The organism is Burkholderia sp. Bmkn7 (genome assembly GCF_041103175.1).
In the GTDB taxonomy this organism is placed as follows: domain Bacteria; phylum Pseudomonadota; class Gammaproteobacteria; order Burkholderiales; family Burkholderiaceae; genus Burkholderia; species Burkholderia cepacia.
The window spans coordinates 2,441,202-2,464,942 of the sequence record NZ_JBGCUH010000003.1 but is presented as its reverse complement, the minus strand read 5'-3'; the positions used below and the strand labels follow the sequence as shown (position 1 = coordinate 2,464,942).

The 23,741-nt window shown below is 64.5% G+C and carries 23 protein-coding genes, 1 tRNA gene and 1 pseudogene; 13 read left to right on the top strand and 12 right to left on the bottom strand.

The window, feature by feature from the left end:
• Positions 1 to 56: 56 nt before the first annotated feature.
• The 4 genes from AB3K92_RS33000 to mfd form a co-directional block, all read right to left on the bottom strand.
• Entirely contained in the window at positions 57 to 476 is a 420-nt protein-coding gene (locus AB3K92_RS33000) for a DUF3574 domain-containing protein (protein ID WP_059651651.1), read from the bottom strand.
• Positions 477 to 672: 196 nt separating this feature from the next.
• Positions 673 to 1,692, bottom strand: a complete 1,020-nt coding sequence (locus AB3K92_RS32995) for a threonine/serine dehydratase (RefSeq protein WP_021160381.1) — start codon at positions 1,690 to 1,692, stop codon at positions 673 to 675.
• A 32-nt stretch (positions 1,693 to 1,724) separates the two neighbouring features.
• A complete protein-coding gene (argE, locus tag AB3K92_RS32990; protein WP_021160382.1) occupies positions 1,725 to 2,945 on the bottom strand; it encodes an acetylornithine deacetylase in 1,221 nt (406 codons plus the stop codon).
• A 115-nt stretch (positions 2,946 to 3,060) separates the two neighbouring features.
• Positions 3,061 to 6,531 carry a transcription-repair coupling factor gene (gene mfd, locus AB3K92_RS32985; RefSeq protein WP_060228277.1) on the bottom strand — a complete coding sequence of 1,157 codons (3,471 nt, stop codon included), beginning with the start codon at positions 6,529 to 6,531 and terminating at the stop codon, positions 3,061 to 3,063.
• Between the two features lie 107 nt (positions 6,532 to 6,638).
• Here mfd and ispD point away from each other — a divergent pair, with 107 nt between their 5' ends.
• Both ispD and ispF read left to right on the top strand, forming a co-directional pair.
• Positions 6,639 to 7,349, top strand: coding sequence for a 2-C-methyl-D-erythritol 4-phosphate cytidylyltransferase (ispD, locus tag AB3K92_RS32980; protein WP_021160385.1), 711 nt, complete (start codon positions 6,639 to 6,641; stop codon positions 7,347 to 7,349).
• Positions 7,350 to 7,377: 28 nt separating this feature from the next.
• Positions 7,378 to 7,863 carry a 2-C-methyl-D-erythritol 2,4-cyclodiphosphate synthase gene (gene ispF, locus AB3K92_RS32975; protein ID WP_175851781.1) on the top strand — a complete coding sequence of 162 codons (486 nt, stop codon included), beginning with the start codon at positions 7,378 to 7,380 and terminating at the stop codon, positions 7,861 to 7,863.
• A gap of 136 nt (positions 7,864 to 7,999) precedes the next feature.
• Here ispF and AB3K92_RS32970 read toward each other — a convergent pair whose 3' ends face one another.
• From AB3K92_RS32970 to ompR, 4 genes are all read right to left on the bottom strand, one after another.
• The gene (locus tag AB3K92_RS32970) at positions 8,000 to 8,527 is read right to left on the bottom strand and encodes a carboxymuconolactone decarboxylase family protein (RefSeq protein WP_011352388.1); all 528 of its coding nucleotides are present in this window, start codon (positions 8,525 to 8,527) and stop codon (positions 8,000 to 8,002) included.
• A 76-nt stretch (positions 8,528 to 8,603) separates the two neighbouring features.
• Positions 8,604 to 9,152 (bottom strand): peroxiredoxin, encoded by a 549-nt coding sequence (locus tag AB3K92_RS32965; RefSeq protein ID WP_006478563.1) that lies wholly within the window; start codon positions 9,150 to 9,152, stop codon positions 8,604 to 8,606.
• 189 nt (positions 9,153 to 9,341) lie between these two features.
• On the bottom strand, positions 9,342 to 10,703 hold the full coding sequence (locus AB3K92_RS32960; RefSeq protein WP_021160387.1) for an ATP-binding protein: 1,362 nt from the start codon (positions 10,701 to 10,703) through the stop codon (positions 9,342 to 9,344).
• 40 nt (positions 10,704 to 10,743) lie between these two features.
• Entirely contained in the window at positions 10,744 to 11,469 is a 726-nt protein-coding gene (gene ompR / locus AB3K92_RS32955; RefSeq protein ID WP_004199523.1) for a two-component system response regulator OmpR, read from the bottom strand.
• Positions 11,470 to 11,736: 267 nt separating this feature from the next.
• On the opposite strand from ompR, the gene AB3K92_RS32950 reads away from it, so the two are divergent.
• From AB3K92_RS32950 to AB3K92_RS32940, 3 genes are all read left to right on the top strand, one after another.
• Positions 11,737 to 12,015, top strand: coding sequence for a hypothetical protein (locus AB3K92_RS32950; protein ID WP_011352385.1), 279 nt, complete (start codon positions 11,737 to 11,739; stop codon positions 12,013 to 12,015).
• Between the two features lie 140 nt (positions 12,016 to 12,155).
• A complete protein-coding gene (locus AB3K92_RS32945; protein ID WP_369466604.1) occupies positions 12,156 to 13,658 on the top strand; it encodes a DUF1800 family protein in 1,503 nt (500 codons plus the stop codon).
• A gap of 67 nt (positions 13,659 to 13,725) precedes the next feature.
• A complete protein-coding gene (locus AB3K92_RS32940) occupies positions 13,726 to 14,934 on the top strand; it encodes a DUF1501 domain-containing protein (RefSeq protein ID WP_226202868.1) in 1,209 nt (402 codons plus the stop codon).
• A gap of 13 nt (positions 14,935 to 14,947) precedes the next feature.
• On the opposite strand, the gene hpnD is transcribed toward AB3K92_RS32940, so the two are convergent.
• On the bottom strand, positions 14,948 to 15,781 hold the full coding sequence (gene hpnD, locus AB3K92_RS32935; protein WP_059490014.1) for a presqualene diphosphate synthase HpnD: 834 nt from the start codon (positions 15,779 to 15,781) through the stop codon (positions 14,948 to 14,950).
• Between the two features lie 235 nt (positions 15,782 to 16,016).
• On the opposite strand from hpnD, the gene AB3K92_RS32930 reads away from it, so the two are divergent.
• From AB3K92_RS32930 to AB3K92_RS32920, 3 genes are all read left to right on the top strand, one after another.
• Positions 16,017 to 16,103 (top strand) — tRNA-Leu (locus AB3K92_RS32930).
• Positions 16,104 to 16,275: 172 nt separating this feature from the next.
• A complete protein-coding gene (locus tag AB3K92_RS32925; protein ID WP_369466603.1) occupies positions 16,276 to 17,451 on the top strand; it encodes a tyrosine-type recombinase/integrase in 1,176 nt (391 codons plus the stop codon).
• Between the two features lie 446 nt (positions 17,452 to 17,897).
• Positions 17,898 to 18,293, top strand: a complete 396-nt coding sequence (locus AB3K92_RS32920; RefSeq protein ID WP_369466602.1) for a helix-turn-helix domain-containing protein — start codon at positions 17,898 to 17,900, stop codon at positions 18,291 to 18,293.
• Positions 18,294 to 18,825: 532 nt separating this feature from the next.
• On the opposite strand, the gene AB3K92_RS32915 is transcribed toward AB3K92_RS32920, so the two are convergent.
• Positions 18,826 to 19,530: a sulfotransferase gene (locus AB3K92_RS32915; RefSeq protein WP_369466601.1), complete on the bottom strand. Its 705-nt coding sequence runs from the start codon at positions 19,528 to 19,530 to the stop codon at positions 18,826 to 18,828.
• Between the two features lie 146 nt (positions 19,531 to 19,676).
• On the opposite strand from AB3K92_RS32915, the pseudogene AB3K92_RS32910 reads away from it, so the two are divergent.
• Positions 19,677 to 19,821: pseudogene (locus AB3K92_RS32910) on the top strand (DUF159 family protein); the annotation flags it as partial.
• Positions 19,822 to 20,238: 417 nt separating this feature from the next.
• Here the strand turns inward: AB3K92_RS32910 and AB3K92_RS32905 are convergent.
• The gene (locus tag AB3K92_RS32905; protein WP_369466600.1) at positions 20,239 to 20,517 is read right to left on the bottom strand and encodes a pyocin activator PrtN family protein; all 279 of its coding nucleotides are present in this window, start codon (positions 20,515 to 20,517) and stop codon (positions 20,239 to 20,241) included.
• Positions 20,518 to 20,621: 104 nt separating this feature from the next.
• Here AB3K92_RS32905 and AB3K92_RS32900 point away from each other — a divergent pair, with 104 nt between their 5' ends.
• The 3 genes from AB3K92_RS32900 to AB3K92_RS32890 are packed head-to-tail and all read left to right on the top strand — an operon-like array spanning position 20,622 to position 22,058.
• On the top strand, positions 20,622 to 20,840 hold the full coding sequence (locus AB3K92_RS32900) for a hypothetical protein (RefSeq protein WP_369466599.1): 219 nt from the start codon (positions 20,622 to 20,624) through the stop codon (positions 20,838 to 20,840).
• The gene (locus AB3K92_RS32895) at positions 20,837 to 21,319 is read left to right on the top strand and encodes a glycoside hydrolase family 108 protein (RefSeq protein ID WP_369466598.1); all 483 of its coding nucleotides are present in this window, start codon (positions 20,837 to 20,839) and stop codon (positions 21,317 to 21,319) included. Before AB3K92_RS32900 ends, AB3K92_RS32895 begins: the two co-directional genes overlap by 4 nt.
• Complete coding sequence (locus tag AB3K92_RS32890; protein WP_369466597.1) at positions 21,285 to 22,058, top strand: hypothetical protein; 774 nt, start codon at positions 21,285 to 21,287, stop codon at positions 22,056 to 22,058. The genes AB3K92_RS32895 and AB3K92_RS32890 overlap by 35 nt, the downstream gene beginning before the upstream one ends.
• Before the next feature lie 36 nt (positions 22,059 to 22,094).
• Here the strand turns inward: AB3K92_RS32890 and AB3K92_RS32885 are convergent, their stop codons facing one another.
• Positions 22,095 to 22,778, bottom strand: coding sequence for a hypothetical protein (locus AB3K92_RS32885; RefSeq protein WP_369466596.1), 684 nt, complete (start codon positions 22,776 to 22,778; stop codon positions 22,095 to 22,097).
• Positions 22,779 to 23,148: 370 nt separating this feature from the next.
• Between AB3K92_RS32885 and AB3K92_RS32880 the strand changes: the two genes are divergently transcribed.
• Positions 23,149 to 23,643 carry a hypothetical protein gene (locus AB3K92_RS32880; RefSeq protein WP_369466595.1) on the top strand — a complete coding sequence of 165 codons (495 nt, stop codon included), beginning with the start codon at positions 23,149 to 23,151 and terminating at the stop codon, positions 23,641 to 23,643.
• The last annotated feature ends 98 nt before the right edge of the window (positions 23,644 to 23,741 follow it).

Sequence of the window (23,741 nt, the reverse complement as noted above, 5' to 3'; positions counted from 1 at the left end):
CGGGCGCCTTCGGGCGCCCGTTTTTTTGTGCGTCGACGCAAGCGGGAGCGGCTGAATCAGAACGACGCGCAGGCAGGCACCACCGTCATGCCGACCGATTCCTGATGAAACCGCTCCATATAGGCCTTGCGAATCGCGGCGAGCCGCACGCGCGTGTCGGGCGTATCGTCGGCGATGATACGGATCACGAAGCTGTCCTCGCGCGTGATACCGCCGGTCGTGCGGTCGCGCCATTGGCCGTGCGTATCCCAGTAGGTCAGGCCGTCGGGAAAACGCGGCGTGACCGTGTCGGCGAGAAACGCCGCGCGTTCCGCATCGGTGACGGAGCCGTGTCCCGCGATGTCGCGCCCGAACAGCAGGTCGGCCTGCAGCATGCGGCTCTCGCCCGGCTGGGTGCAGGCCGGCGCCGTGCCGGCGGCGGGCGGGGGCGGTGCCGCGCAACCGGCGAGCAGTGCGATCGCGACGCCGCCGATCATGGGCGCCGCGCGGTGCCACCAGGTCTTGGGGCAGGCGGCTGAAGGGCGCATCTGCCCAATTCGTGTCGATCGACCTCCGCGCGCGCAAAACGCTGCGCGCTCAACCACTTGCGTGTTTGTCCGGCGGGTTATCAACAGGGCTGTCAACATAATCTGGGGATAACCCTAGGTTGGTTCGCTGACGCCCGGTGCGCGATCAGTGCTGCGGTTTCGCATGCGCGAGATGCATGCCGAGCGTGCCCGGGTCGGTATTCGTGCCCGACAGCAGCACGCCGACGCGCTTGCCCTGCAGCGTTTCGCGCAGCGGGCCGAGCAGCGCGGCGAGGGCGGCCGCGCATGCCGGTTCGACCGACAGCTTCAGTTGCGAGAACAGGAACAGCATCGCGGCACGCAGCGCGTCGTCGGACACGGTGACGATGCGGTCGACGTGGCGCCGGCACAGCTGGTAGCTGTATTCCTCGGTATGCGGCGCCATCAGCGAATCGGCGATCGTCTGCATCGCGCTCATCTTGATCGTGTGATTGGCCGCGAAGCTGCGGCTCATCGCGTCGGCGCCTTCCGGCTCGACGCCGTACACGTGTACGCGCGGATTCGCGAGCCGCAGCGCGGTCGCCATGCCGGCCGCGAGCCCGCCGCCGCCGATCGGTACGATCACCGCGTCGAGGTCGGGAGTCTGCGTCGCCCATTCGTAGCCGAGCGTCGCGGTGCCGAGGATCGTGTGATAGCCGTTGAACGGATGGATGAAGAAGCGGCCTTCCTCGGCCTCGATCCGGCGCACCAGATCGAACGCCTGCGACGCGCTGCCGGCCAGCACGACTTCCGCGCGGTACTGCTTGCACTGCGCGATGCGCGTCGGGCTCGCGGTGTGAAACATCACGACCTTGGCGCTGCTGCCGAGCCGCATGGCCGCATACGCGACGGCCGCCGCGTGATTGCCGGCCGACACGCAGGTGACGCCCGCGTTCTTGCGGGCCTCGTCGAGCGCAAGCAGGTTCGTGAATGCGCCGCGCGCCTTGAAGCTGCCGCTCACCTGCAGCAGTTCGAACTTGAAGTTGACGTGCGTGCCCTCGAGGGACGGCAGGTCGGCGCGTTCGAACACGGGCGTGCGCGCGACCCAGGGCGACAGCGCGAAATGCTGCGCGGCGATTTCGTCGAGCGTCGGGATCGGCTCGCCGTCGATCGTCGTATGGGCCGTGCCCTGTTGTTCAGTCGACATGACGTGGCGGGTGGCGGCGTGGCGGGAGGCAGTCAGTGCGCGTCGACCGACATGCTGCGGATGAACTTGCGGAGGAACTGCTCGCAGCCGGCGAGCTGCGCGAGCTCGACATATTCGTTCGGCTTGTGCGCCTGCTCGATGTTGCCGGGCCCGCATACGACGCTCGGGATGCCCGCGCGTTCGAACAGTCCGGCCTCGGTGCCGTATGCGACCTTGCGCTTGTCCTGGTCCGCCGTCAGCGCGCGCACGAGTTGCGTGATCGCGGCTTGTTCGGTTGCGTCGAGGCCCGGCGCCGCGGCGATCTTCGAAAATTCGATCGCGGCATTCGGATGCTCGCGAAGCATCTGCGGCAGCAGTGTTTCCCGTGCATACGCTTCGATGCGCGTGAAGATCTGCTCGGGATCGAGCGTCGGCAGGTTGCGGAATTCGAAGTCGAAGCGGCACTCGGCCGGCACCGTGTTGATCGCGTTGCCGCCCTGGATCGTGCTCGTCTGCGCGGTCGTGAACGGCACGTCGTACAGCGCGTCGAACGGGCCTTCGGCGCGGAAGCGGTCGGCGATGTCGCGGATGTGGCAGATGAGGCGCGCCGCATACTCGATCGCGTTCAGCCCCTTCGGCGTCAGCGACGAATGCGCCGCGTGGCCGCGCACGCAGCAGCGGTATGCGTTGATGCCTTTGTGCGCGATGATCGGCCGCATGCTGGTCGGCTCACCGACGATGCAGCCCGACGGTTGCACGCCGCGCTTGACGAGATCGGCGATCATCAGCGGCGCGCCGGCGCAGCCGATTTCCTCGTCGTAGGAGAGCGCGAAATGGATCGGCTTCGCGAGCTTCGTCGCCTGCATCTCGGGCAGCAGCGCGAGCGCGGCGCCGATGAAACCCTTCATGTCGCAGGTGCCGCGGCCATACAGGCGGCCGTCGCGGATTTCCGGCGCGAACGGGTTGCTGTCCCATTGCTGGCCGTCGACCGGCACGACGTCGGTATGCCCCGACAGCACGATGCCGCCGTTCGTCGAGCCGTCGTGCGCGGGCACGGTCGCGAACAAGTTCGCCCAGCCCTCGCGTGGATCGTGCGTGATCGTCGATGCGATGCCTTTCGCGGCGAGCGCGTCGCGCACCGTTTCGATCAGGCCGAGGTTCGGCACGCGGCTCGTCGTGTCCATCGACACCAGTTGCTTGATCCAGGGCAGGCTGACGAGCGACGCGTCGCCCTGGGTGTCGGTGGACGGCGCCGTGGCGTCGAGAGTGGACATGGCAAAACTCCGTCTGATGAATGCGAAAATCATACTCAAAAACGCGCCGGCCCGCCCGCGCCGCGCGCAGTGCGGTGCAGCATCGGCGCGGCCGTCAGTACCGCGTCACGACCCGTCAGCGCGCCGCGGCCACCGCGCCCTGCCTCGGGGCGAGCGCGCGCAGCGTTTCCTTGATCGTCGACACGCGGATCGCGAGGTCGGGCGAGCGCGTCTCGATCCGCAGCTTGTCCTGTCCCGCCAGCTTGATGTGCCGGTGCTTCTGCACCATCTCGATGATCCGCATCGGATCGATCGGCGGATTCGGCTCGAACTGCAGCCCGATCGCAGCCTCGCTCGCATCGATCTTCACGATGCCGAGCGGCTTCGCGGCGATCCGCAGCCGGTGTGTCTCGACCAGCGCGTGCGCCTGCGGCGGCAGCTTGCCGAAGCGGTCGATCAGTTCTTCCTGGATACCGTCGATCGCGTCGCCGTGCTCGCAGTTCGCGAGCCGCTTGTACAGCGACAGCCGCTCCTGCACGTCCGCGCAGTAGTCGGCCGGCAGGATCGCCGGCGCATGCAGGTTGATTTCCGTCGTCGCGGCGAGCGGGGCGGTGAGGTCGGGTTCCTTGCCGTTCTTCAGTGCCTTCACCGCGTCGTTCAGCATGTCGGTATAGAGCTGGAAGCCGATCTCGTGGATCTCGCCCGACTGCTTGTCGCCGAGCACCTCGCCGGTGCCGCGGATCTCGAGGTCGTGCATCGCGAGATAGAAGCCCGAACCGAGTTCCTCCATCTGCTGGATCGCTTCGAGCCGGCGCTGCGCCTGCTTGGTCAGCGCCTGCGGATCGTGCACGAGCAGGTACGCGTATGCCTGGTGGTGCGAGCGGCCGACGCGGCCGCGCAACTGGTGGAGCTGCGCGAGGCCGAACTTGTCCGCGCGATGCATGATGATCGTGTTCGCGCTCGGCACGTCGATGCCGGTCTCGATGATGGTCGTGCACAGCAGCACGTTCGCGCGCTGCGCGACGAAATCGCGCATCACCCGTTCGAGCTCGCGTTCGTGCATCTGGCCGTGCGCGATCACGATGCGTGCCTCGGGCACGAGCGCCTCGAGCATCGCCTTGCGGTTCTCGATCGTCTCGACCTCGTTGTGCAGGAAGTACACCTGGCCGCCGCGCTTCAGCTCGCGCAGCATCGCCTCGCGAATCACGCTTTCTTCCTCGCGGCGCACGAAGGTCTTGATCGCGAGCCGCTTCTGCGGCGCGGTCGCGATGACCGAGAAGTCGCGCAGCCCCTCGAGCGCCATCCCGAGCGTGCGCGGAATCGGCGTCGCGGTGAGCGTCAGCACGTCGACTTCCGCGCGCAGCGCCTTCAGCGCTTCCTTCTGGCGCACGCCGAAGCGGTGTTCCTCGTCGATGATCACGAGGCCGAGGCGCTTGAACTGCACGTCCGACGACAGCAGCTTGTGCGTGCCGATCACGATGTCGACGCTGCCTTCGTTGATCTGCGCGATCGCCGCGTTCACTTCCTTCGTCGTCTTGAAGCGCGACAGCTCGACGATCCGCACCGGCCAGTCCGCGAAGCGGTCGGCGAAGGTCTGCGTGTGCTGCTCGGCGAGCAGCGTGGTCGGCGACAGCAGCGCGACCTGCTTGCCGCCCAGCACCGCGATGAACGCGGCGCGCAGCGCGACCTCGGTCTTGCCGAAGCCGACGTCGCCGCACACGAGGCGGTCCATCGGCTTGCCGCTCGTCATGTCGCCGATCACGGCCGCGATGGCTGCCGCCTGGTCGGGTGTTTCCTCGAAGCCGAAGCTTTCCGCGAACTTCACGTAGTCGCGCGGATCCAGCGAGAACGCGTGGCCTTCGCGGGCCGCGCGGCGCGCATACAGGTTCAGCAGCTCGGCGGCCGTATCGCGGATCTGCTGCGCGGCCTTGCGTTTCGCGCGCTCCCACTGGCCGGAGCCGAGCGCGTGCAGCGGCGCGCTGTCCGGATCGGCGCCGCTGTAGCGCGAGATCACGTGCAATTGCGCGACCGGCACGTAGAGCTTGCTGTCGCCCGAGTATTCGAGATGCAGGAATTCGGTCTCGCCTTCGCCGAGGTCCATCGACACGAGGCCCATGTAGCGGCCGATGCCGTGCTGCGCGTGGACGACCGGGTCGCCGACCTTCAGTTCCGACAGGTCGCGCACCATCGCGTCGACGTTGCTGGCCTGTTCCTGCCGGCGGCGGCCCGCGCGGCGGCCGAGCGCGCCGTACAGCTCGGTCTCGGTGACGACCGCGTAACCTTCGCCCGGTACCGCGAAGCCGTTCGCGAGCGGCGCGACGCCGAGCGCGAAACGTTCGTCGCTCTCGAGCCAGCCCGCGAAGTGGTCGTTCGACGCGGGGCGCAGATGGTGTTCGGCGAGCAGTTGCAGGATCGTCTCGCGACGGCCGGCCGATTCGACGGTCAGCAGGACGCGCTTGCCCGACGATTCGACGAACGTGCGCAGCGACGCGAGCGGATCGTCGGCATGGCGATCGACGGAGAGCTGGGGCAGCGCCGTCGCCCAGCCGCCGGCCGGCTGCGCGGGCAGCACGACGCGTGCGAACGGCTTCGCGAGCGCGAAGAAATCCTCGTCGGACAGGAACAGGCGCTGCGGTTCGAGGATCGGCCGCTCGCGATCGTGCGCGAGGAACGCATGACGCTGCTTCGTATCGGCCGTGAAGCGTCGGATCGACGCGTCGAGATCGCCGGCGAACACGAGGTGCGCATCCTGCGGCAGGTAGTGGAACAGCGTGGCGGTTTCGTCGAAGAACAGCGGCAGGTAATACTCGATGCCGGCCGACGGCACGCCGTTACCGATGTCCTTGTAGATCGGCGCGCGGCTCGGGTCGCCTTCGAACGTCTCGCGCCAGCGGCTGCGGAAGGCCGTGCGCGCGGCTTCGTCGAACGGAAACTCGCGGCCGGGCAGCAGGCGCACGTCGCGCACCGGGTAGAGGCTGCGCTGCGTGTCGGGGTCGAACGCGCGGATCGAGTCGACCTGGTCGTCGAACAGGTCGATCCGGTACGGCAGCGGCGAGCCCATCGGGTACAGGTCGATCAGCGAGCCGCGTACGCAGTATTCGCCGGGCCGCACGACCTGGCTCACGTGCTCGTAGCCGGCCAGCGTGAGCTGCGCCTTCAGCTTCGCCTCGTCGAGCCGCTCGCCCTGCGCGAATGCAAACGTATACGCGGCCATGAACGACGCGGGCGGCATCCGGTACAGCGCGGTGGTCGCGGGCACGAGCAGGATGTCGCAGCGGCCCTCGCCGAGATCGTGCAGCGTCGCGAGACGCTCCGATACGAGGTCCTGGTGCGGCGAGAACGTGTCGTACGGCAGCGTTTCCCAGTCCGGCAGCAGGCGCACGCGGGCGTCGGGCGAGAAGTAGCGGATTTCCTGGGAAAGCCGCTGCGCGTCGACCGCGTTCGCGCAGATCACCGCGAGGAGCGGCACGTCCTGGCGGTTGTCGGCGAGATAACGGGCGATGGCGAGCGCGTCGGCGGAACCATGCGCGCCGTCGAAGGCGAAACGCTGGCCGGACTTGACGCGGGCAATGGGCGAGGCGGACGGGGTGGAAGCGTTATCTGGCATAGGGACGACAGGGGTGGCGTGCACGGGCGCATCGCGGTGCGCCGGTCGAGACGAAAGACCTATTATAAAATCCGCTTCTCGATTTCATCTTTCCGGCGTTTCCCTTCGTGACTCCCCGACTTTTCGCCCTGATTCCCTGTGCCGGCACGGGCAGCCGTTCCGGCTCGGCCGTGCCGAAGCAATACCGCACGCTGGCCGGCCGCGCGCTGCTGCACTACACGCTCGCCGCGTTCGACGCGTGCAGCGAATTCGCGCAGACGCTCGTCGTCCTCGCGCCCGACGATTCCCATTTCGACGCGCGCCGCTTCGCGGGCCTGCGCTTCGCGGTGCGCCGCTGCGGCGGCGGCTCGCGCCAGGCGTCGGTGCTGAACGGGCTGCTCGAGCTGGCCGAATTCGGCGCGACCGACCAGGACTGGGTGCTGGTGCACGACGCCGCGCGCCCGGGCATCACGCCGGAGCTGATCCGCACGCTCGTCGCGGCGCTGAAGGACGATCCGGTCGGCGGCATCGTCGCGCTGCCGGTTGCCGATACGCTCAAACGCGTGCCGGCCGGCGGCGACGCGATCGCGCGCACCGAGTCGCGCGACGCGCTGTGGCAGGCGCAGACGCCGCAGATGTTCCGCATCGGCATGCTGCGCGAGGCGATCCTGCGCGCGCAGCGCGAAGGGCACGACCTGACCGACGAAGCGAGCGCGATCGAATGGGCCGGCCATACGCCGCGCGTCGTGCAGGGCAGCCTGCGCAATTTCAAGGTCACGTACCCCGAAGATTTCGCGCTCGCGGAAGCGATCCTCGCGCGCCCCGCGAACGCCTCCTGACTTTCACCCCTTCTTTATCGGAACACGCATGGATTTCAGAATCGGACAAGGCTACGACGTGCACCAGCTCGTCGAGGGGCGCCCCCTCATCATCGGCGGCGTGACGATTCCGTACGAACGCGGCCTGCTCGGCCACTCGGACGCGGACGTGCTGCTGCACGCGATCACCGACGCGCTGTTCGGCGCGGCGGCGCTCGGCGACATCGGCCGCCACTTCTCCGACACGGACGCGGCATTCAAGGGCGCGGACAGCCGCGTGTTGCTGCGCGCGTGCGCCGAGCGCATCAAGGCGGCCGGCTTCACGATCCAGAACGTCGACAGCACCGTGATCGCCCAGGCGCCGAAGCTGGCACCGCATATCGACGGGATGCGCGCGAACATCGCGGCCGATCTCGGGCTGCCGCTCGATCGTGTGAACGTGAAGGCGAAGACCAACGAAAAGCTCGGCTATCTCGGCCGCGGCGAAGGGATCGAGGCGCAGGCCGCCGCGCTGCTGGTGAAGCAGGGCGGCTGACGGTTGCCCGTGACGGCGCGCGGTTCGCGCCGCACGCCGTCCCCGCGGAAACGAAAATGCCACGCATCAGCGTGGCATTTTCGTATGAAGCTGGCGTCGCTCCCGGCATCGCCGCCGGTGCGCGCGGCGCAACCGCTTATTCGCCTTCGGCGGCGATCACCTGTGCGGCGGCGTTGATCACCGATGCGATACGGCCGACGTCGCGCAGCTGCGTGACGGTCATCCCTTGCTCGTTCTTCAGCAGCGCATAGTGCGACTTCACGCAGAAGTGGCACTTGCCGACGATCGACGCGGCGAGCGCGTACATCTCGAACTTGCGCTTGTCGACGCCGCCGTGCGTCGCGTACGCGCCCATCCGCAGTTCGGCGCGTTGCGTCTTCAGGTCGGCGTCGTCGGCCATCTCGACATACGGATACCAGGTGTTGTTCATCCCCATCAGCGCGGCCGCCGTCAGCACGGCGTTCGTCTCTTCGGGCGACAGGACGCCGGCTTCGCGGATCGTCTTGATGAGCACCGTGCTCTTCGCCGCGATCGCCGCCGCCAGCGCGACGCCGACAGCGTCGGTACCTTCGAGCGACGAGCGCGAGATCGTGCCGTCGAGGTTCAGGCGAATGTCCTTCGCGTAGTCGGGAATACGTGCCTTAATCGAATCGATGAATTCCATTGATATCTCCTATGGGTTGGCCGTTAAAAAAGCCCGCAGGCAGGACGTGCGCCGCGGGCTTCGTGCATCGATGCGCTTACAGCGTTGCGCCGCCGACTGCACGGTTGCACGGGCAGAGTTCGTCCGTTTGCAGGCCGTCCAGAATCCGCAGGACTTCTTCCGGGCTGCGGCCGACGTTCAGGTTGTTCACCGAAACGTGCTGGATCGTGTTGTCCGGATCGACGATGAACGTTGCACGCAGGGCCACGCCGGCTTCCTTGTCGCGCACGCCGAGCTGGTCGATCAGCTCGCCCTTGACGTCGCCGAACGAGTAGTGGTTCAGCTTGTCGAGATCCTTGTGCTCACGGCGCCATGCGAGCTTGACGAATTCGTTGTCCGAGCTGCCGCCCAGCAGAACGGCGTCGCGCTCTTCGAACTGCTTCGTGAGCTTGGCGAATTCGACGATTTCCGTCGGGCACACGAACGTGAAGTCCTTCGGGTAGAAGTAGATGATCTTCCACTTGCCCGGGAACGACGCTTCGGTGACGGTCTCGAATGCCGACTGGCCGTTTTCTTCGTGGTTGTTGAAGCCCGGCTTCGCGGCCACGACGGTGAAAGCTTCGAGTTTATCGCCAACGGTTTTCATGCGGATACTCCTGTATGAGTTGGGAAGAAGACTGAGTCAAGCTACCTCGGTGCTGCAACGATGGTGTGACAGCATGGGTGGGACTGTAACACTATTAGTAAGGCGCTTCAATAGATTTTGACTAACACCATCCATAGTTTTTTTCAACCGGATCGATAGTGTGAAGGGCGGCAGGCGTACGCGAGCGCGTCACGCCGTCGCACGTGCCTTGCCGGCGCCGGGGAATTCGAGCGTGACTTCGAGGCCCGCGTCGGGGCTGCGGTTGCGCAGGCGCAGTGCACCGCGATAGCGGCCGACGAGGCGCAGCACGATCGCCATCCCGAGCCCCGTGCCGTCCGCCTTGGTGCGCGCCGTGTCGACGCGATAGAACGGCCGCATCACGAGCGGCAGCTGGTCCTCGGGGATGCCGGGGCCCTCGTCGCTCACCGACAACTCGACGCGCGCGTGCGTCACGCGCGTCTCGAGCGTGATGCGCGACACGCCGTCGTCGCGGCTCTGGCCGTATTTGCGCGCGTTTTCGACGAGGTTGCCGATCACGCGGCGCATGTCGGTCTCGTCGGCTTCGATCACGGCGTTCGGCGCGAGCCGCGTGCGGATCTGGACGCCGTCCTCGCCCGACACGCGCGCAGCGACTTCGTGCGCGATCGACGACAGGTCGACCGGCTCCGGCTTGCGCTGGGTCGGACGCGCGTAGTCGATGAAGGCCGCAATGATGCGATCCATTTGCTCGATGTCGTCGACCATCGCGTCCTTGGTCGCCTGGTCGGACGGGCTCATCTCGGTCTCGAGCCGCAGCCGCGCGAGCGGCGTGCGCAGGTCGTGCGAGATGCCCGCGAGCATCAGCGCGCGATCGGCCTCGAGCTGCTCGAGGTCGCGCACCATCTGGTTGAAGCTGCGGTTGGTGTCGGCCGCGACGCCCATCCCGCGCTCGGGCAGCGGGTCGGGCGCCTGCCCCGAGCCGACCTGGCGCGCGACGAGCGCGAGCCGCGAGAACGGCCGGTTCACGAGGCTGGTGATGAACGCGGAGCCGAACAGCGACAGCGCGAGCGCGAACAACCCCCAGCCGGCCCACTGCAGGCCCGTGACGTTGTCGAGCTGGTCGCGGTCGAGCGCGACCCAGTAATCGTCGTCGTCGATCTTGAAGCTGATCCACACGCCGGGAATGTCGTTGACCGACTGTGCGATCACGGTATCGTCGCCGAGGCGGCTGCGGATGTCGTGCTCGATCAGGCGGTTCAGCGATTCGTCGGGCTGCAGCTTGAACTTGTCGGTCTTTTCGCGCGGGTACACGCGCACGCCCTCGTTGCTCTCGAGATCCTGCAGCAGCGCGCGCCGCAGGTCGGGATCGGAATAGAGCAGGGCGGTGCGCGTGAGCTTCACGACCGCGACGAGCTGCAGCGCCACGCGCTGCGCGCGCGGCTCGCGCTCGATCACACGAAAGCTCTGGAACCACGCGGCGAGACTGACCGAGATCAGCAGCGCGATCAGCAGGAAGGTGCGCCAGAACAGCCCGCCGAACGCGAGCTGCAGGAGGCGCCGGTCGATACGCATGGGACGGGCCGTGGGCGGGCGAAACCGGAAAGGAAAAAGATCAGGCGGCGCCGTCCGGGATGAACACGTAGCCGAGGCCCCAGACGGTCTGGATGAAACGCGGGCTGCCCGGATCCGGTTCGATCAGCTTGCGCAGGCGCGAGATCTGCACGTCGAGGCTGCGGTCGAACACTTCGTATTCACGGCCGCGGGCGAGCTCCATCAGCTTCTCGCGCGACAGCGGCTGGCGCGGATGGCGCGCGAATACCTTCAGCACCGAGAATTCGCCGGTCGTCAGTGGAATTTCCTGGCCGGATTTCGTCAGTGTGCGGGTCGCGAGGTTCAGCGAGAACTCACCGAACTCGAACACCTCGGTGGTTTCCGACGGTGCGCCCGGCAGCTCGGCCGGCGCCTGGCGGCGCAGCACCGCATGAATGCGCGCGACGAGCTCGCGCGGGTTGAACGGCTTCGGCAGGTAATCGTCGGCGCCCATCTCGAGGCCGACGATGCGATCGACGTCCTCGCCCTTCGCGGTGAGCATGATGATCGGCGTGCGGTCGTTGCTGCCGCGCAGGCGGCGACAGATCGACAGGCCGTCTTCGCCCGGGAGCATCAGGTCGAGCACGAGCAGGTCGAAACGCTCGCGGACCCAGAGCTTGTTCATTGCGGTCGCGTTTTCGGCGACGTAGACATTGAAACCCTGCTCGCCGAGATAGCGGCGCAGCAGATCGCGCAGGCGCGGGTCGTCGTCGACGACGAGAATCTTGGAGGGGTTTTTCGTTTCCATGATCGGCATCTTATCGCGAATGGGAATTGACGCACGGCCGCGTATTTTCGTGCGTTACAGTCGGTTACAAAATTTACCCGTAGTGTCGCGCCGAGTAAAGGCAGGCTATAGAGATTCCTTTACTCGAAGCCGAAATTCGGTAGATACTCCCCTGCACTCCATCATTCATCTTTGCACACCCGAATTCCGCAGGGTTTTTCAAGTACCAGAGGTAACCGGTTGCCGCGTGACGAAGGGAACAAATCGACCAAAGAAGCGAGGACGGTCATGCGATCTGCCCGGATTGCACTGATGCTGACGATCGCGCTCGCCGGTCCGTATGCGTCGAACTTCGCGTATGCGCAGCGCCCCGAGCAGGGCGCATCGTCGCGCAAGCTGCCGCGCGGCAAAGCGCCGCAGTCGGATCGTACCGCCGAGATGACGGTTCGTTCCGCCGTGCCTCCCGATCTCGAACAGCGCCGCCGCGACGGGCACATGACGCCCGAGGAGCGCCACCTTTTGCGCCAGCACATCGAGGACGCCGTTCGCGAGCTGTACAAGCGCTGACGCGCCGTCTTTCGCCCTGCGGATCACAACGCGATCCATCGCGCGGAAAAGATTCGTAGCAATTTTTCCGTCAACTTTCGCCTGCCGATTGCCGTTGTACCGGCATCCGCACCGCCGGTGCGCACCGGGAGTCCATGACGATGAAAGCGAACGCTGCCGCACCGGCGCCGTCGCCCGCCATGCAGTCGCCGCTCGACGCCGACGATGCATTGTTTTTCCTGAGCCGTACCGGTTTTTCTCCCGCGCCCGCCGATGTCGCGCGCATCGTCGGCATGACGCGCGCGCAGGTCGTGGCCGACACGCTCGGCAGTGTTCGGCGCGAGCCCGTCACGACGTGGCCGGACTGGATCGCCGAGTTGCCGCCGACGCGCGCGCAACGCCAGGCGCTGACCCCCGACATGCGGCGCGACGAGCAGCGCGAGCGCAATGTCCGCTACGATGCGCTGCGCGCGGCCTGGGTCAACGAGATGATCGTCACGCCGTCGCCGCTGACCGAGCGCATGACGCTGTTCTGGCACGGGCACTTCACGTCGGGGCAGGACAAGGTGCCTTTCCCGCAGACGATGGCCGCGCAGAACGCGCTGTTTCGCCGCGAGGCGCTCGGCAACTTCGGCGTGCTGCTGCACGCGGTCGCGAAGGATCCGGCGATGCTTCAGTATCTCGACGGCGCGAGCAATCGCAAGGGCCGTCCGAACGAGAACTTCGCACGCGAGGTGATGGAGCTGTTCACGCTCGGCGAAGGGCATTACACGCAATACGACGTGACCGAAGCCGCGCGCGCGATGACGGGCTGGACGGTCGATCCCGACACGCTGCGCTTCGAGGTGCGGCCGGAATGGCACGATGCGGGCGACAAGACGATCCTCGGCGAAACCGGGCCGTTCGACGGCGACGGCTTTCTCGACATCCTGCTGAAGCGGCCCGGTACCGCGCGCTTCATCGCCGGCAAGCTGTGGCGCGAGTTCGTGTCGGATACGCCCGATCCGGGCGCGCTCGATGCGGTGGCCGAGTGGTTTCGCTCGAGCGGCTACGACATTCGCGCGGCGCTCGCCGCACTGTGGTCGACCGACGCCTTCTGGGACCCGCGCAATCGCGGCGTGCTCGTCAAGTCGCCGGCGGAATTCGTCGTCGGCTCGGTACGGCTGTTCGACGTTGCGTACGGCGATCCGCAGATGCTTGCGAACACCGTGCGCACGCTCGGGCAGAACCTGTTTTATCCGCCGAACGTGAAGGGCTGGCCGGGCGGCGCGCTGTGGATCAACAGCACCACGCTGCTCGCGCGCAAGCAGTTCGTCGAGCAACTGTTCCGCGCGACCGAGACGGCCGGCATGCACCCGCCGGCGCGTGCGACGGTGCCGCCGCCGAATGTCCGCGCGCACGCGATGCCGGTGGTCGATGCGGCGTCCGCCGCCGGCATGCGCGCGGCGCCTGCCAGGCCCGCGCGCGGCGGCCTGCGTTTCGACCTCGAACGCTGGCTCGCGCAATATCGCGCGCGGCCGCAGGCGATCGCGGGCTTGTCGACCGAGCTTCAGTTGCAGCGCGCGGTGCTGCAGCTTTCGCCGGTCGCGGCGATCGACACGGATTCGACCGGCAGCGCGTATCTCGAGGCGCTGCTGATGGACCCGGCCTATCAACTGAAATGATTCGAACGACGATGAAGCGGGGAGCCGGTGCGGCAAAGGTGCCGGGCGGCGAACCAAAGGATGCGCGATGAACCGACGTGATTTTCTGACGCTGACGGGCGCCGCGGCCGCAGCCGGCGTGTCGCTGTGGCAGGCGCCCGCGATGGCTGCCACCGGACGGCAGCCGGAGGCAGGGTATGCGAACGTGCTGATCCTCGTCGAGCTGAAGGGCGGCAACGATGGCCTCAACACGGTGGTGCCGTATGCCGATCCGCTGTACTACCAGTTCCGGCGCAGCATCGGCATCAAGCGCGAGCAGGTGCTGCAACTCGACGCCCACACGGGGCTGCATCCGTCACTCGCGCCGCTGATGCCGCTGTGGCGCGACGGGCAGGTCGCGGTCGTGCAGGGCGTCGGTTATCCGCAGCCGAACCTGTCGCATTTCCGCTCGATCGAGATCTGGGATACCGCGTCACGCTCCGACCAGTACCTGCACGAAGGCTGGCTCACGCGGACGTTCGCGCAGGCGCCGGTGCCGCCCGGGTTCGCGGCGGACGGCGTCGTGCTCGGCAGCGCCGAGATGGGGCCGCTCGCGAACGGCGCGCGCGCGATCGCGCTCGTCAATCCCGCGCAGTTCATCCGTGCGGCCCGCCTCGCCGAGCCGTCGTCGCTGCGCGAACAGAACCCCGCGCTCGCACACATCATCGACGTCGAGAACGACATCGTGAAGGCCGCCGACCGGCTGCGCCCGCGCGGCGGGATGCGCGAATTCCGGACGGCGTTTCCGGCCGGCACGTTCGGCACGTCGGTGAAGACCGCGATGCAGGTGCTGGCCGCGTGCGAAGCGTCCGGGCCCGGCGCGCAGGATGGTGTCGCGGTGCTGCGCCTGACGCTCAACGGCTTCGACACGCACCAGAACCAGCCGGGGCAGCAGGCCGCGCTGCTCAAGCAGTTCGCGGAAGGGATGAGCGCGATGCGCGGCGCATTGATCGAACTCGGGCGCTGGAACCAGACGCTCGTGATGACGTATGCGGAATTCGGGCGGCGCGTGCGGGAGAACCAGAGCAACGGCACCGATCACGGCACGGCCGCGCCGCATTTCGTGATGGGCGGTCGCGTGGCCGGCGGGCTGTACGGCGCACCGCCGGCGCTCGGGCGGCTCGACGGCAACGGCAACCTGCCGGTCGCGGTCGATTTCCGCCAGCTTTATGCGACCGTGCTCGGGCCGTGGTGGGGGCTCGATGCGACGCGCGTGCTGCAGCAGCGCTTCGACACGCTGCCGTTGTTGAAGGCGTGATGCGTCGTGACGTTCAGCGGCGGCGCGCGGCGCGCCACGCAATCCACAGCTTGCGGATCGGCGTCAGCGCAATGCGCTGGTGCAGCACCTGGTAATCGTCGCGCTCGATTTCGTCGAGCAGCGCGCCGGCCAGTGCGATCTGCGCGCGCAGCGTGCGCTGTGCGCGGCGCCCGGACGCGGGGATCGCCGCTTCGGCGGCCGCAAGCGCTTCGCGCGCCCGTGCCGTCTGGAATTGCAGCAGCTCGGTGAACGCCGGGCTGTAGCGACGGTTCAGCAGGTCGGCCGCCGTCACGTTGTAGCGCTGCAGTTCGTCGATCGGCAGGTAGATACGGCCGTGGCGCGCGTCGTTGCCGAGTTCTTGCACGAACTGCGCGAGCATCAGCGCGCGGCCGGCGTCCGCGGCCCACGGCTGCGGGTCGGCCGGGTTGGCCGAACTGGCGCGCGCGACCAGCGACGCGAAGGTGCCGCCGACCTGCGCGATGTAGCGCTGCAGATTCGCGAAATCGAGGTAGCGCGCCTGTTCGAGATCCATCCCGTAGCCGTTGACGAGCGTGCGCAACGCGTCGGCTTCGGCGGCGATCGCGGGGTGATGCTGCGCGAGTGCCTTCGTGACCGGATGCGACGGCTGTCCGTCGGCCAGCGCCGCGAGTTCCTTGTGCCACCACGCGAGCTTCGTGTGTCCGACGGTCGGGTCGCTGGTTTCCTTGACGGTTTCCTCGAGTTCGCGGCGCAGCGCGAACAGCGCGGTCAGGCGCGGTTGCGTGGCGAGCGGCGCCTGACGCAGCGCGTAGTAGACGCTGGAGCCCGCAGGGGCGGCCTTTTGCTGACAGTAGTCGTCGAAGTTCACGGGCGGAATCGTGTGGGGGCGGGTTCGGGGGACGCGCGGCGGCGCGTTGCCGAAACGTCGAGCGCGGCATTCTAGCACCGCCGCACGACGGGTGCCGGTGAGGCGAGACAACGCCGCCCGGATCGGGTAGAATCTCGCGCTCGCCTGATCGGGCGTGCCGGCTCGAGGCCGGCGCGATGTCCCGGGCGCGCGGCAACGCAGCTTGCGTGCCGCGTAGTCAGGCGACGGAAAATGCGCGTGAGTGGCGAAATTGGTAGACGCACCAGGTTTAGGTCCTGACGCCCGCAAGGGTGTGCCGGTTCGAGTCCGGCCTCACGCACCAAAGTATCTCCCAACGATTCCCATCGTTGACCAAAAAGCCCTGCCAGTCAATGACTTGCGGGGCTTTTTCTTTCCACGGTTGCCCAACTATTCCCATTGACACCCACGAAATCAGGGGGCATCGTAGGGGGCAGTTTTTCAGATCTGGGGCATCGAAATGCCCCCGTGACCAAATGCCCCTTACTGACGTCGCTGTCCGTGCGGCCAAACCTCGCGAAAAATCCTACAAGCTGGCCGACGGCCAGGGCATGTACCTGGAGGTCATGCCGAACGGGTCGAAGTACTGGCGTCTGAAGTATCGAGTCGACGGAAAGGAAAAGCGTGTCGCCCTCGGCGTCTATCCGGCCGTCTCTCTCCTCGCGGCGCGAAATGCACGCGACGAGGTGAAGGGGCAGTTGCGCGCCGGCCTTGATCCGTCGCACGAGAAAAAGCGTGTCAAGTTGCAGCGCAGCCTTGATCGTGAAAACTCGTTCGAGCCCATTGCCCGGGAATGGCACGAGAAGCGGCGGGATGCCTGGAGCGAGCGTCACGCGGACCGGATCATGAAGCTTCTCGAGCGCGAGCTGTTTCCGGTGCTCGGTGAGCGCCCGATCGCCAAGATTTCGGCGCCGGAACTGCTTGAGGTCATTCGCAAGATCGAAGCGCGTGACGCGATCGAACTCGCGCACAAGTCGATTCGGGCAACGAGCCAGATCTTCCGATACGCGATCGCCACCGGTCGCGCAGAGCGCGACCCAGCGCCAGATCTCCGCGGCGCGCTGAAGACTCGAACCGTCGTCCACATGAGGCGCGTCAGCGAGTCAGAACTGCCGGAGCTCATGCAAAAAATTGACACTTACGAGGGCGACTATCAGACACGGCTGGCGTTGCAACTCATGGCGTTGACGTTCGTTCGTACGAGCGAGTTACGGTTCGCGGAGTGGACGGAGATCGATGAGAAGAAGGAGGAGTGGAAGATTCCGGCCGAGAAGATGAAGATGCGTTCGCCCCACATCGTGCCGCTGTCAAAGCAGGCGCTCGAGGTTGTTGCGAAGCTCCGCGAACTGAACGGCCAGAGCCAGTTCCTGTTCCCGAGTCGGTCGAGTACCAAGAAGCCGATGAGCGAAAACACGATCCTATACGCGCTCTATCGAATGGGCTACCACTCACGGATGACGGGGCACGGCTTCCGCGGCCTCGCGTCGACTATCCTGAACGAGCACAATTTCAACCGCGACTGGATTGAGCGCCAACTGGCGCACAGCGAGCGCGACGGCGTCCGGGCGGCCTACAACCACGCCGAGTACCTACCCGAGCGCCGGAAGATGATGCAATGGTGGGGCGACTACCTACAAAAACTCGTCGACTGAGTGACGGTTATGTGGTGACAAATCGTCTCTCGGCGATTGATAATCGACGGCACTGCATCGGTTGTATTTTATGGGGAAAAGTCCATAATTCAAGGCGGAGACTATGGTGTTTGACTGCGTGATCCACCCGGACGCAATGACTGAAATCGATACGCTCCGCACGAATGGTCATTTTTGGCGCGTAGCGAGGCTGGTTTCTGTTCTGGAGGGCATCCTGATGTATGGACTTCCCAACAACGAGCAACCCGTAGCCCAATCTCCGGGCGGGGTCCCGCTGTTCAAGCGGAGCGTCTCCAAGCTTGACGCGGTGTTCAAGATTGAACCGGCACCGTCGCCAAACGCGAAACCTGAGCTTCACGTGCTTTCGGTTGCGCCTAACGCCAATGGTAGCGGTTTGGGGGCAGCTCTTACGGCAGCAGCGCCCCGGGCTTGACGGAGGATCGGTGATGACTAAACCTCGTACCTTTGAAGACTTGCGTGCCGAGTTGATGAAAGATCCTGAGGCACGCGAAGCATATGTTGCGCAAGGCCGCATGGTCCGGCTTGGTCAGCTGTTGCGCAGCGTACGAAAAGAGCGTGGACTTACTCAACGAGATGTCCACGACCGAACCGGCATAGATCAAGCGGATCTCAGCCGTATAGAAAACGGTGAAGGAGAGCGTGGGCCGACGTTCGATACGATGATCAAATATGCCCATGCGCTTGATCTCGAATTGTGTATCGCACTGACTCCAAGAGGGACGCAACGTCTCGCACACCTGGCGCTTGAGTCCAGGAAAACTAGGCGAGATGCCCGAGAGGAGCTGTCTGATCTCGACATGGTTGCAATGGAGAGATTTTGATTCCTCATCTGCTTGAGTATGTCGCTGAGGGCCTGTCTCTGGGCAGTGTCTTGTTGATATGGTGGCCCGCTTATAAATTGAGTAGGTCACTTCGCGATGCGAGAAACATGCGACGCACTGCTGAAAATATCCAAGGTGACTTTGGGAGACTAGCGGCGAAATTGAGCCAAGATATCGAAAAGGGCATCAGTCAGTTCAGCCTCTGCGATTATTGGATGTTGATATCGGGATTCGCTATGGCAGTTGTCTCTTCGATCATCAAGCTTGGGTGGGTGATTGGCAGCAGTTAGCCTCCAGCAAAGCCCCGTCTTAAGCGGGGCTTTTCACATCCGGGACGCTGCGTGATGACGATGCTGCTGCGTGGCTCGGAGAGTTTCGTGCAAGTCACCGCATCCCCGCGCGCCTCATCTCCTCGCGTAGCAGATGCATCAGCCGATACAACTGCCCCTGCGCGCCGGCGAGAACTCCCTTGTTGGCGACGTTTTTGGCCGGCGAGCATGACCGCTCCCTGAGCCTTCAGCGCCAAGCAGGATTAGCTTTGCCAGGCCGAAAAATCTTCATGCAAATACCGACCCAGCGAAGACACCCGTTCTGCGTATAGTGCATCCAGAATCGGACGCAAAGAGGGGCGCAAGGGAACGCCATCGCCCTCGAATTGCCGCTCTTGCAAAACTGCTCGATCCTCTTCACCAAACCAGCCGTCGGAAACTCCAAGATGAGCTAGGCATCGATTGGCGACGGCGACAGCATCCTCGATCAAATTCTCGTAACGAATGACTAACAAGCGGTCTTTACCGAAGACTGATCGCCAGTTACGAATGCATAGCTCGTAGTCGCCGCGACCCAATGAGCCACGCGACCGGAAATGATCAATGAACCATTCGTCTGATGCTTCCTCATGCGTCATCTCTGCGCGGGCAAGCGCCATGCGTGCCGACGACCAGGCCCGTTCCCGCGGATCCCGAATCATGTAAATCAAGCGCAAGTCCGGCGCGAACGCTCCAACCTCGCGAACGACATCAAGCGGCAAAAAACTGTAGGCGGGCGTAATGTCGCCATTCGTCCGCGTCTCATCTGAAAAAAGGGCAGAGTACCAAGCTAGGCCACGGGCCCGATGCGCATCCCAAAAGTGCACCTCTTTTCCTCCGGGAAACGCGAGGGACGGATGACGAGATAGGGCGTGATATAGCCACGTCGTACCGCACTTTTGTGCACCAATGCCCAAGAATTTCAACATAAGGGATGTCCGCTGTCGCTTTCGAATAATCATCTAAACTCACATTTCGTGAGCCTGCAGATTTTACCGGAATCGCATCGACGACCCCTCCGCAGTCATGCGGCGACGGCACGTGAATGGCGGCAGTTGTTCCGGTCACTCCGCACATGCACCGACCATGCGAGGAAGCAGTCGACCGTGATTCTGCGGCCGGACGACTGGGAGGAATGGCTCACGACGTCGGACGTCGAGGCTGCGCGAGCGATGCTGCAGTTATATCCTGCTGAGGATATGCTTGCGAAGCGCAATTGATGACTGGAGATTTTAGAGTGCCGATAGATCCGATCGTGCTTTCCCAGGCGTATGCGCTTGTGGCGGCCGCTGGCATGTCGGACTTTGTCATCAAAACTCTGGCGCCTCGGAGCATCGGCGGCAGTCTCGTTGCTATCGATCTGATTGATTCCCCCCGACGGAGTCCCGGTACTCCAACATTCAATAAGCCTGATCCTCGCAGGCCCGGGGTGATTCGGAGCGACGACCTACTAGCTGCCGTGCGAGATGACGTCGCATTACCGCCACTGTTGTTGTTTCAGCGACCCGGGGAAGTGCGATACGAGTTGCTTGCAGGGTTTCATCGCTACCATCTATTCGCGGCCCTTGGCTATACCCATGTATACGCTGAAGTGACTGACTGGAAACTCGATTAGTGATTTCATCGCGGCGAAGTCGCTACTCGCCAATCCACTTCTGTCCGTGGAACGATTCGTACTCCTTGATCGCGGCGGCACGTTGCTTGTCGATATACGCCGCCAGATCCATGATGTGGACGCCCTTAGCGGCCTTCAGTGACCCACTCATCCGTACGAGGGGTAGTGCAATGTCACCGGTCGCGATCTTTTGCAGCAGTTTCGGCAGGGTGAGCGGCGCGAAGTAATCTCGGCAGACGTCTTCAATCGGGATGATGGCGCGGGCGCCGTACTGTGCCATGAGTATGAAGACCGTGTTCATCGATTGGGCCTCGGTAAAGTTGCGGTGCTGCCAGTCAACTCGATTGCGGTGGGCACGTCGCGGCCGCCAACGCGATCCCTTCTGATGGAGATTCCTCATGCACGGTGAGCCGCTTGTATAAGGAAATGGTGAGCAACGCGGTGAGTGGAGTGCTGACAGCATCGGCGCCCGCTACGACGGCCGGCGGGGTCGTTGTCTCGATCTGGACGTGGTTCAACGGCCACGACATCTCGTGGTGGGTGGGGGTGTTTACTATCGCGCTGCTGTTGCTGCAGGTCCGCGACCGCCTGTTTCCCCGCCGCACGCGCGGAGGCGCACGATGAGCAGCTTTGATGACGCGTTCGATGCGCTGATCGGCAACGAAGGCGGCTATTCGAACAACCCGAAGGACCCGGGCGGCGAAACGATGTGGGGTATCACGGCGCACGTCGCGCGCGCGGCCGGCTACACCGGCCCGATGCGCGACCTGCCGCGCGATACCGCGAAGGTGATCGCGAAGCGGCTGTACTGGGACCCGCTGCACCTCGACCAGTTCGATCCGCGCGTCGCGTTCCAGATCCTCGACGCGAACTACAACGGCGGCCATCCGGTGATCTGGATGCAGGGCGCGGCCGGCGCTGGCGTCGACGGCGTGCTCGGCCCGGCGACGATCGCCGCGGTGCAGGCAACCGATCCGCTGCGCTTCATCCTTCGCTGGAACGCGCTGCGCTTGACCTATTTCACCTCGCTGGCGACCTGGGTGACGTTCGGCAAGGGCTGGACGCGGCGTGTCGCCTCCAACCTGTCGAAAGGAACTGCATGATGCCTTTGATCCCGATTGCGATGGCGCTCGCACAGTTCGCGCCGATGATTGCTGGCTGGGCGGTTCGAAGGCGGAGGACGTCGCGACGAAGGTCGTCGGCGTCGCTCAGGCCGTCACCGGACAGTCGGCGCCGGACGCCGCGCTCGCCGCGTTGCAGGCCGATCCGAATCTCGCCCTGCAGTTCCAGAAGGCGGTGCTCGAGCAGCAGTCCCAGCTCGCGCAGATTGACGCGCAGCTGCAGCAAACGAAAATCGGTTACGAGAAGGATATCTACGCCGCCGAGGCGGCCGATCGCGACAGCGCGCGCCGGCTCGCCGCGCAGCAACCGAACGACTGGGTACGCCCGACGGTTACGGTCGTGCTGCTGATCGGCTGCTTGGCGGTCGTGATCCTGATGCTCGATGGTCGCGCCGCGCAGGTCATGAAGGACCCGACCGCCGCGGGCACGCTCGGCATTGTGATCGGATACCTCTTCAACGGACTGAAGACGGCGCTCGGTTTCTACTTTGGCATGACGAAGGATGCCTCGATGCAGACGCAGACGATCACACAGTTCGCGGTATCGCCGGGGAGCGTCACGCCGGCCGCAGAACCTTCCAGCGGTGCGCACGACTACGACGCGCTGACGGCCTTGACGCCGAATAGCATCTGGGGTGGAGGTGCACGTAGATACCGAGCAGAACCGGGCATTGCTACTCAACGGATGCGAATCAGCAATTTTTTGAGAAATCGTCTGTAGGTGCTTTATGGCGCACTGACACCTCCCTTTGTGCGCCTACAGAGATGTTTCTGCTGTGGACGGCGATACCATCGGTTGGCTAGACTTAACCACAACCTCGGCCAAACCGGAAACCCCTTGTGGATCCGTCAGCTTTGCCAAAGCTCTCGCAGCTTTTTTCCCGTACTTTTCGTCGCGTCTAGCGGAGTCTTTCACTGCCTCCAGTTTGGTCCTTGTAGCTTGATCAAGGGGTATCTCTGACCGGACGACGAGCAGAATTTGGCCAGACGCAAGTTTCGCCTCGAAGAGTGGCTTGGGTGTCCATTCGGCGCTCGTGACGTGCTTCCCAGTATCAGGTGTGAAAAACACAAAATGGATGTATGTAGCCCATCCGATCGGCGGCGGCTGCAAATAGGTTGCCTGTTTAAGCGGTCGCGGTCGATTAAGCTCAAGCTCGGATGTCGGGATGAGTACAAAGAACTGGCGTGTCAGGCTGCCTGCCGGATGAGGGGGATTGTTCCATCGCGCTATATGACGATTATCTTTAGCAAACGGAACACTTTCCACATGCTCTGAACGCACGGACCACTGATACGTCCCGCTTTCATGTAAGCTGATTTTGTCTTGGCGCGATCCGCTATGTGAGATATAGATATCGTTCTGTTGAATAGTGAGGCTCCAGGTTAAGGAGCATCTTTCTTTGTCAGCCACGAAAAAGCGAAAGGCCGTTTTTTTTGACATGAGTGGTTACCTTATTTGCCGCTGTCATCTGCTTCGACGCATCTTTCCTTCGAATTCGATTATTGCGCGAAGCTCGTCAGATGTGAACCGTCCCTCAAGATAGATCTTGCTCAGATGCCACGCAGGGCAATCTCGAGCGTCGCTCCAGTCGACGTACCCGTCGGCCTGACGGAGAATTGTGCGTGCAGTCTGCTCGTCCATGATGTATTCCCGATCGATAATTGGTGCGTGGTCACCACTCTTAGCCTGTTGCGCGAGAGACACAGGCGAGCGGATCGGGAGATAACGATTTTCGGTCCCAGCGTCTATCCCAAGTAAATCACTCAGGGGGCACATCTGGGGGCATTCAGAAAATTCGAACTCGAAAAGTGTGTTTTGCGACAATGACTTATCGAGCCGGTATGATGCCGGCCTCACACCAGAAGTCGAACATGCACTCGTCAGGGTGCTATTCCCGAAAAAGCGCTGCCGGTCGGCTGACCGCAGCGCTTTTTTTGTTGATGCCCGTCTTGTTCGTGGACGTGCAGCGCGTGCGAGGAGCGCACCCTCGAATTCGGCCGCGTGTAACATCGTCAGCGCGATCGAATACAGCAAGTACGACAACACCGAGGGGCCACCGATCGCGCCGGCATTTGCCAATACACCTGCCGACAACGTCGCATGGAGCGCCAGGCCGCTGCACGCGGCGGCATCGACGTCGGCGTGCTCCGCTTACTCGGGGCGGGTGATGTCGGGCGGCGAGTCGCCGTCGACCGAAAACGTGCTGAAAGCGCTCGGCACGTCGCTGGCCGGCGCCGTGCTGGGCGCCGTCACCGGTGGGTATCAGGGCACGGTCTCCAATCCGTGCCCGCGTCCCGGCCTGTGACCGGCGCGCAGGCGAGTCGAGGGGCTCGCCGCGTTATCCAGAACAAGCCCGACGAAGCGCCGCGCGTCACCCGACTCGCGGCGCTTCGCCGTTTCAGG

Coding starts and splice junctions, on each gene's coding strand:
- AB3K92_RS32995 (WP_021160381.1), bottom strand. CDS start 1,692: ATGTCGACTGAACAACAGGGCACGGCCCATACGACGATCGACGGCGAG.
- AB3K92_RS32885 (WP_369466596.1), bottom strand. CDS start 22,778: ATGTCAAAAAAAACGGCCTTTCGCTTTTTCGTGGCTGACAAAGAAAGA.
- AB3K92_RS32925 (WP_369466603.1), top strand. CDS start 16,276: ATGCCCCTTACTGACGTCGCTGTCCGTGCGGCCAAACCTCGCGAAAAA.
- AB3K92_RS32905 (WP_369466600.1), bottom strand. CDS start 20,517: ATGAACACGGTCTTCATACTCATGGCACAGTACGGCGCCCGCGCCATC.
- AB3K92_RS32945 (WP_369466604.1), top strand. CDS start 12,156: ATGAAAGCGAACGCTGCCGCACCGGCGCCGTCGCCCGCCATGCAGTCG.
- AB3K92_RS32940 (WP_226202868.1), top strand. CDS start 13,726: ATGAACCGACGTGATTTTCTGACGCTGACGGGCGCCGCGGCCGCAGCC.
- AB3K92_RS32895 (WP_369466598.1), top strand. CDS start 20,837: ATGAGCAGCTTTGATGACGCGTTCGATGCGCTGATCGGCAACGAAGGC.
- AB3K92_RS32965 (WP_006478563.1), bottom strand. CDS start 9,152: ATGAAAACCGTTGGCGATAAACTCGAAGCTTTCACCGTCGTGGCCGCG.
- mfd (WP_060228277.1), bottom strand. CDS start 6,531: ATGCCAGATAACGCTTCCACCCCGTCCGCCTCGCCCATTGCCCGCGTC.
- argE (WP_021160382.1), bottom strand. CDS start 2,945: ATGTCCACTCTCGACGCCACGGCGCCGTCCACCGACACCCAGGGCGAC.
- AB3K92_RS32960 (WP_021160387.1), bottom strand. CDS start 10,703: ATGCGTATCGACCGGCGCCTCCTGCAGCTCGCGTTCGGCGGGCTGTTC.
- ispF (WP_175851781.1), top strand. CDS start 7,378: ATGGATTTCAGAATCGGACAAGGCTACGACGTGCACCAGCTCGTCGAG.
- AB3K92_RS32920 (WP_369466602.1), top strand. CDS start 17,898: ATGACTAAACCTCGTACCTTTGAAGACTTGCGTGCCGAGTTGATGAAA.
- AB3K92_RS33000 (WP_059651651.1), bottom strand. CDS start 476: ATGATCGGCGGCGTCGCGATCGCACTGCTCGCCGGTTGCGCGGCACCG.
- AB3K92_RS32950 (WP_011352385.1), top strand. CDS start 11,737: ATGCGATCTGCCCGGATTGCACTGATGCTGACGATCGCGCTCGCCGGT.
- AB3K92_RS32970 (WP_011352388.1), bottom strand. CDS start 8,527: ATGGAATTCATCGATTCGATTAAGGCACGTATTCCCGACTACGCGAAG.
- ompR (WP_004199523.1), bottom strand. CDS start 11,469: ATGGAAACGAAAAACCCCTCCAAGATTCTCGTCGTCGACGACGACCCG.
- AB3K92_RS32915 (WP_369466601.1), bottom strand. CDS start 19,530: ATGTTGAAATTCTTGGGCATTGGTGCACAAAAGTGCGGTACGACGTGG.